We start from the raw sequence: 613 nt of genomic DNA on the forward strand, positions 1-613 counted from the left end.
AGCCCGCTCGCTCGTCAGGTAGTCGGTCACCTGGACGAAGAAGCTGCCGAGCTCCGGCCGCAGGAACAGCTCGACGGCGTTCTCGAGCGTGAACGGGATAGGATCTGGCGAAGCGATCTTAAACGTCGGATTTGGCGACCATCCGACGATGCGGCGGCAGACCTTGGTCACGTTCTGCCGGCGCCGATCGGCGACCGTCTCATCCTCGGTTTTCCATTTGCGGCCGTTGACCTGCGCGAACTCGATCGCCTTTTCCTTCTCGATCGCGTCGCGGGTCGATTCATTGTTGAGCGCAATTGTCTGCGGATGCGCGGGACCGGCGAGATCGATCGCCCAGCCGATCGGCGTATCCGTTCCGGGCTTGCGGATCTGCAGCCGGAACGTGTCGACGGGCAAATGGGCGGAAAGGTCGAGGGTTGCAGTTGATTCAGTCATTGTCGGTTGCCTTTTGTCGGAAAGGTTGGCCGCAGGGTCCGACAATACTGCGGCCGGTTCTCGCGAGAACATTCCATCGGCCTATGGTCGGCGCCGATCACTCAAACGCTACGCTGCAGTGGTCTGGAACGAGATCATGCTGTTATTGCCGGTCGCCGAGGAATCGAGACCGACCAGC

The 613-nt window shown here is 61.0% G+C and carries 1 protein-coding gene; it reads right to left on the bottom strand.

The genetic code is table 11. From position 1 onward, the window contains the following. On the bottom strand, window positions 1-435 hold a 435-nt coding region (locus AC628_RS41805; RefSeq protein ID WP_143202126.1), incomplete at its 3' end, for a hypothetical protein. Between the last annotated feature and the right edge of the window lie 178 nt (window positions 436-613).

The sequence above is a fragment of the Bradyrhizobium sp. NAS96.2 genome (assembly GCF_001908235.1).
GTDB lineage: Bacteria > Pseudomonadota > Alphaproteobacteria > Rhizobiales > Xanthobacteraceae > Bradyrhizobium.